At 44.4% G+C, this 6358-nt stretch carries 5 protein-coding genes; 1 reads left to right on the plus strand and 4 read right to left on the minus strand.

What is annotated here, in order from left to right:
* Positions 1-137: 137 nt before the first annotated feature.
* Complete coding sequence (locus tag B3180_RS09350; protein WP_273022314.1) at positions 138-383, minus strand: hypothetical protein; 246 nt, start codon at positions 381-383, stop codon at positions 138-140.
* A 505-nt stretch (positions 384-888) separates the two neighbouring features.
* Entirely contained in the window at positions 889-1953 is a 1065-nt protein-coding gene (locus B3180_RS09355; protein ID WP_273022316.1) for a hypothetical protein, read from the minus strand.
* A gap of 195 nt (positions 1954-2148) precedes the next feature.
* Between B3180_RS09355 and B3180_RS09360 the strand changes: the two genes are divergently transcribed.
* A complete protein-coding gene (locus B3180_RS09360; RefSeq protein WP_414653612.1) occupies positions 2149-2721 on the plus strand; it encodes a recombinase family protein in 573 nt (190 codons plus the stop codon).
* A 96-nt stretch (positions 2722-2817) separates the two neighbouring features.
* On the opposite strand, the gene B3180_RS09365 is transcribed toward B3180_RS09360, so the two are convergent.
* Together B3180_RS09365 and B3180_RS09370 are read right to left on the minus strand one after the other, a co-directional pair.
* Positions 2818-3369, minus strand: a complete 552-nt coding sequence (locus B3180_RS09365; RefSeq protein WP_278358327.1) for a hypothetical protein — start codon at positions 3367-3369, stop codon at positions 2818-2820.
* A 1041-nt stretch (positions 3370-4410) separates the two neighbouring features.
* Positions 4411-6192, minus strand: coding sequence for a site-specific integrase (locus B3180_RS09370; RefSeq protein WP_286844206.1), 1782 nt, complete (start codon positions 6190-6192; stop codon positions 4411-4413).
* Between the last annotated feature and the right edge of the window lie 166 nt (positions 6193-6358).

The raw sequence follows: 6358 nt of genomic DNA on the forward strand, positions 1-6358 counted from the left end.
TTCAGCCACTCGGACACCTCTCCTCTACAAGCCGCGTATAGTAAGGGAAAGAGAGAAGCGAGTCAATGACTTTACCAACACTTTGATTATTGATTAATAAGTGGTCACTGTACCACCTTTCTGTACCACCTTTCTAGTTAGTCCTGCTTCTTTATAAATTGCCGAACCCTGCGAGCGAGCTCGTTACCATTTAACCCGATACCGAAAATGTTAGGTCGAAAATCTATGAGGTCTTCGCGCTTAAAGCTCTTATACTTACTTCCAGCTTCGTTCCGAGAGGCTTTTAGGCCTCGCACATTATCAATCTGGGCAAATTCATGACCCTCAGTCTTGTTGTCCTCTAACGTCACATCTGTAGAGTTGGTAACCACAAACATCGGCATTTGACTACTCCTTCAAAGTTAAGCGCACGGGCGCAGTGAATCGTTAATACAAGTATTGATAGACTAAAACAGCAGCAACGGACAAACGAAACATATGGCCATCACCGAAGAAGACTTCCCTCTCGGTTAATCCATTTCTATGTATGTTCCCTTTAGCTACAAGCCCTGCGACTCTATCAGCTCTCACTGCTGTTGCGACATTTGAAAATCTCGTACCGCTTATACTGATGTTTTGACTATTCGATACATCAAGCCCAACTTCGAACCCTTCGAACCCGCAATCACGAATGACGATTTCGCTACCGTTATCTACCCTTATAGCTGTGGTCACTTTTCACTATGTCCTATATTCCGCTGCTGAAAACCAGTCTCATTTTTTATATGAGAGGGCACCTAGCTTCCATGCCACCAAACCAAATTTGAGCCAAAAGTTTTTGTAGGTAGATTAAAAGCATCACACTTATGCTCCCCCCCCTGCCTACGCAGTTGCCTCATCAATGAGAGTTTATTTTGCTGAGATATCAATTATCTCCGTATTAATGTCCAAACAATCGTATGCAGCAGCCGCTTTCTTGAGAAGCCGCATATCATTACTAATAAGATAGTTGCAATATGTCGCCATTGCCACATGATTCATGTCGCTGTTTGATGCTCTAAATCCACGCTCTTGATGCAACTTCTCATCAGCAAAGTACCCAGCAAGATTCAATTGCAGATAAATATTAGCCACCTGTTCAGACGCGTAAAAGTTCCGATGAGGGTAAGCAGGGTTAACAGAATTAATACCGAAGTAGCGGTGCATATCAATTCCTGAACTTTGGATAGCCTTATCAGCAGAAATGACCTGCCAAACCTGCTCAACCACATTAGGAGGCTTCAAATTATTCAATTCCTTAGGTCTTAACCTTAATTCTGAACGGTATGCGTCTATAACCGATTGCTCACTTCTATCGTCGTTAAGATTATTTTTTAGACCTTCAACCAGTTTTTGCACTGACTCTCGGTATATTTCTACACCGAGCAGCGAATCGCCGCCTAAGCTATCACGGTGCTCAAAGATTAGCTGCCCAAGTTCGGGGGATGCCTCCTTCACAGTATCAAGGCTCTTGATAACAGATTCATCTAATAACACATATACCTCGACCATCTTGCGAGCTATGTCTTCCCACGACTGCTCAGGTAACCCTCCCATGATTTTTTGATTTATGAGAGTTTGTGCTTCAACAAAGTCATCGAGCCATAGATTCTCCGTAAAGGCACTATATATTTGCCACGGACTCGCTGTCTGGAGGGTAGCGTTATTCAAAAGCTCAAACTTTTCACTGAGGTTCTGCCTTAAATGAAAGGCATTTATATCAGACAGCACTCTTAAGTATTCAGACGAATCTCCTCCGCCATCCTCAGCTCGCTTAATTTCCCTGAGAGTTTCATCGGAGTATACGGCGCGAAAGTCTCTATTGAAGACATGCGGCTCGAACGAAAAACGTTCCTTGCGCAGACCGTCAATAATGTTTTGGTCGATATACATCAATGGGCGAGCATCACTCGCCTCGTCATACGCCAATGTCATAAAGCGCTCCTCTGTTGACTACAGGTCAGTGATTAAATTATATACTGGTCTGACCAGTAAGTCAAACCACTGGTTTCATTGAGGTACAGCGTAACGATACATCAGCATGAGACATAAAAACTGTATCATTTAGGTTGACTTATCGATTATGAGACAGTATAACTCACTACATCTAGAACCTAGTGAGACATAATCATGCAGCAGATAGGATATATACGAGTATCAACCATTGACCAACGAACTGAGCGCCAACTAGACGGTATCCAGTTGGATAAGACGTTCATCGACAAGTGTTCAGGCTCAACCACTAAACGCCCAGCGCTACAGCAGCTTAAAGACCATGTACGAGAAGGCGACACAGTTGTAGTTCATAGCATTGACCGTATGGCGCGTAACCTTGAGGACTTGCTCGAGTTAATCAAGTACTTCAGTAGCAAGGGCGTACAGATACGCTTCGTTAAGGAAAGCATGACGTTTGGCGGCACTGAGCCAGACCCAATGCAGAAGCTCATGCTGTCAATCATGGGGTCAGTCGCTGAGTTTGAACGAGCTATCATCTTAGAGCGCCAGCGTGAAGGCATAGCATTGGCGAAAGAGCGAGGCGCATACAAGGGAAGGAAGCCTAGCGTTGACCGTGAGAAGGTACTTGAGCTTCACCGTGAGGGGGTCGCTAAGGCTCAGATAGCCAAACGCTTAGGTATTGGTCGAGCTACTGTTTACCGTATATTGGATGAACAAGCCAATAGTGGAGCTGAAGTATCGTCTTAAAGCCTTCTAAATGAGCCGCTAAGATCGTTTCAGCCATTAGGTAATACATTGCTAGCCACTGACGCTGAGCCGATCTTAGGGAGCTCCTAGAGCGCTTTAACAGTTTCCTGCCTCGTAACATTCCAGCTTATTGAGAAAACCTTGAGTGAATGTCTTAGGCACCATAAAGACCCCTTCATCGCGTTTACCATAAACTTTTATCTTCCAGTCTTCTTGCGACATTTTACTTAAGTAGTCACGCGACAACTTTAAGGCGAAATCCTCATCAACATAAACACTACCGAGTTGAGTATTAGCATCAACCTGTTTGTCAACATCTACAAAAGGTAACTCGGTACCATCCTGTCCATTAGCAGTATGGTAGAAGCCCCACTCAGTGCTTTTCTTAGTGACGTATAGCTGAATAAAGACTCGCTCCTGGTCTTTGTAAAGCGCTCTGTAAGCGATACTCACGGGAAATGTATCAGTAAACCCTTGCCTGCTTAAGAAAAGCGGTGTGCGAATCCACGTTTGACCATTAAATTCGTCTCTTTCTATCGATACTGACTGTTCTGACTCAGACACTGAACTTGGGGCTGTTGCTACACAAGCGCTTAGACCAATGCTCAGTGAGAGAACAACTAGACCCTTTCTTATTTCCTTAATCATTTTTTATATCCTTTTGAGTACCGTTGACACATTTACTCTACAGTCACTTATATGCTTTTACAACGCGCTATTAGCCTCTTAAATGAGCCGCTAAGATCGTTTCAATGTTCAGGTAAGACGACAGTAGCCAGTGGCGTTGAGACGATCTTAGAGAGCTTCCTAGAGTCTTACGCGCATAATGAGCTGCCTTACTAAGGCTGTCTATTTAATCATCAATTACCATGACCCTGCTTAAAATCTGAGAGACAACACGAGGACTAACTTTGATTCAAGCACGCAGCAACTCGGTATGTCTACAGGACTCTACCTGTCTGGTCTGTGCAGGTCGCATGCCTACGGGGAGGAACGACCCTACAGTGCAAAAGAAAAACTAAAAGTCTTACTATAGGTCAAACGCTAAGCCTGCTATTCAGCTAACATCATGCTGCTCATTTCAGGTCACCTACCTACGGTAAATAATCACTGACTGAACTATCCAGTCTTTAAGTTATCTTCAGGTCAACTCAGCATCACTGAGCATCTGACCACTTATCCCTATTCGTTGGACTATCATGTCTGACCGACCTGTCATTCAAGGGGGCATGACAGAATCGTGGGGGTAAGGGGGCACTCTAAGTTCATCTTAAGGTCTTTCCTTAAGTCTTCTCAGAGTCTTGTTATTGGTAATAATCAATAATGATTAATACATAACATAAACTACAGGTCTTCTTTAAGATGACTCTAGGTCAACTGACAGTAGCTATAAGTTCATCCTAGAGGTAACTTAAAGGCAACCTGAAGCACGCTAAACTCAGGTAAGTTGTCAGCAATAATCTGTCAGCCATTATCACTGCATCAGAGTTGCTTAATTCCCCATACCAGTATTCACCTGTAGCAATTTAGTCGCTAAGCTATTCTATGTTCATTAGCGATTAATAGTCACACTCACAGCGCCAGCGTTCGACATTGAACTTAACCAAGCGTGAGCACCGAATAGATTGAACATCAGCCTCAGCCACTATCACAGTCGCTGGGGCTTTTTTTTCGTTCCTGTATAATTTATCACCGCTTTGACACAAGCACTCTCGGTATCTTTTCAATAGCTTCACTCAACGTACCTAACGGGTATTCTCCGTAAGTGTCTGACACGTCTCCTGAGCTATGCCCAGTCAGCACATCGCTAATATCCTTAGCAATGCCAGCAGACCTCGCCAGCGTCTTAAAGGTGTGCCTAAAGCCGTGCATAGGCTTAACTTCAGGGTTAACCTTTAGTTCACTGCGGAAATAGTCACCAAGCCATTTAGACACTTGCGGAGAGTACTTGCCGCCGCTGCCACGGGTCAAAGCTGGAAAGACACGAACCTGACTTTGTTGAAGACTTACCACATAATCAATGAAGCCCAGCTCTATCAAATGAGAATGAATAGGAATGCGTCTCACGCTCCCCTTATTCTTAACACTTTTATCCTCAGTCTCTGCGTTAACGTCTATATAGTTTATTCCATCAACAGAGCGAATATCTGTTAAATGTAACTGACACAGCTCTTCAACCCTTGCTCCAGTGTAATAAGCAAGTAAAGGAATCCAATGAACGGCCTCACCATATCGACCACCTTTAGGTCTATAATTATCGGTGAATATGGGACTTGCGAATATAGCTCTAAGGTCAGAAGGTGCGTATTGTTTCTCAGATCCTGTACGTGCTTCTATTGATTTAGTGAGCCTCTTGGTCGTTTTATGCACTGGGTTTACAGCACACAATTCATGCTCTGTTGCATATTCAAACACCGCGCTCAATCCCATTAGCTGCTTCCTGACCGTGCTTGGTGCTATCAAAGCTAATCCCTCAGACTTGGCAAGCTCGGCTTGCTCCATCAGCGGCAATGCACGTACCTTTTTAGGTGCTCGACTTGGTAAAGTCAGCAACAAGTCCGAAAACCTCAATACATCAGTTTTAGTCACTTCACATATAGACTTACCGTCAAGGAACTCATCAAACCTTTCAACGGTTATTTGGTAATCTCTGAGGGTTGACTCAGTCGCTTTACTTCGCCCCTTGTTATAGCTTCTGGTTGACTCACAGTAGCTCGCAAAGACCTGTCTAATGGTAACCATACCCTTAGACGGTAAAGAAGACTCAGTGCTCTCCTCCCGCTCTAATGGCTTCGTTAACTCCATTCTTTCAGTGTTAAGGTGGCTTGGTTCGTTACCAGTGAAGTGTACAAGGTCAATCACAGCCTGACGTAAGCGTGGGACTAAACGACCGAGTGACGTAAGCAAACGCTTATATGAAACATTGTCACGGCTAATTAAATAGCCTCCGCTGGCAATCAACTCATCAGCTACATCACCAAAGACAGCTTCAAGTTCAGCCTCAACGCTATGCTCCATCTCAGAGCTTACTCCAACGTCACTATCATCGACCGATTCAAGCACAGCCTCAGCCGCTTCAGAGCCATCTCGCCACTCACCTAACCTAATAGCCATAAGGTCATACATGAGCATATCAGCCTCACCAAGCGTCTTACTCTGTTGCATTCGACTTAACTCAGCATTGTAGTAGCGGGCTGTAAGGATATTTATATCGCGTGGGCTTAAACTATCCTGCTCAACAACTGAAGTGGCTGCAAGCGCTTGCTTACGCTCCTGTTCGCGCCTACACGCGATGAACTCTTGGTTTATCTTGTCATATTCAATCGGGTATAACACTCGTGCTTCGGACAGGTCTTTAGTTCTGAGTGAACGTTTAACTTCTGTTTTACCGAATGTCTCTCTGATGCCTTTGGGGACTGAGCGCCTAATCCAGTAGACGCCCGTTTTGGGATGCTTATAGGGTTGACTCATTATGCCCATCTGTACCACCTTTCTGTACCACCATGGGTACTTACTCAGTGCTAGTAAGCCATTGATATACAATGATTCTTAAGGGAATCAATGCCTTAATTGGGACTGACGGAGAGGCTGACGGTGGTTCCCTCGATACGTTGCCGTATACACACTTTCCAGGCGT

Source organism: Idiomarina sp. UBA4206, assembly GCF_002383015.1.
GTDB classification, from domain to species: Bacteria; Pseudomonadota; Gammaproteobacteria; order Enterobacterales; family Alteromonadaceae; genus Idiomarina; species Idiomarina abyssalis.

Excerpts from the sequence above, each read along its gene's own strand:
- B3180_RS09350 (WP_273022314.1), bottom strand. The coding sequence starts at position 383 with ATGCCGATGTTTGTGGTTACCAACTCTACAGATGTGACGTTAGAGGAC.
- B3180_RS09360 (WP_414653612.1), top strand. The coding sequence starts at position 2,149 with ATGCAGCAGATAGGATATATACGAGTATCAACCATTGACCAACGAACT.
- B3180_RS09365 (WP_278358327.1), bottom strand. The coding sequence starts at position 3,369 with ATGATTAAGGAAATAAGAAAGGGTCTAGTTGTTCTCTCACTGAGCATT.
- B3180_RS09355 (WP_273022316.1), bottom strand. The coding sequence starts at position 1,953 with ATGACATTGGCGTATGACGAGGCGAGTGATGCTCGCCCATTGATGTAT.
- B3180_RS09370 (WP_286844206.1), bottom strand. The coding sequence starts at position 6,192 with ATGAGTCAACCCTATAAGCATCCCAAAACGGGCGTCTACTGGATTAGG.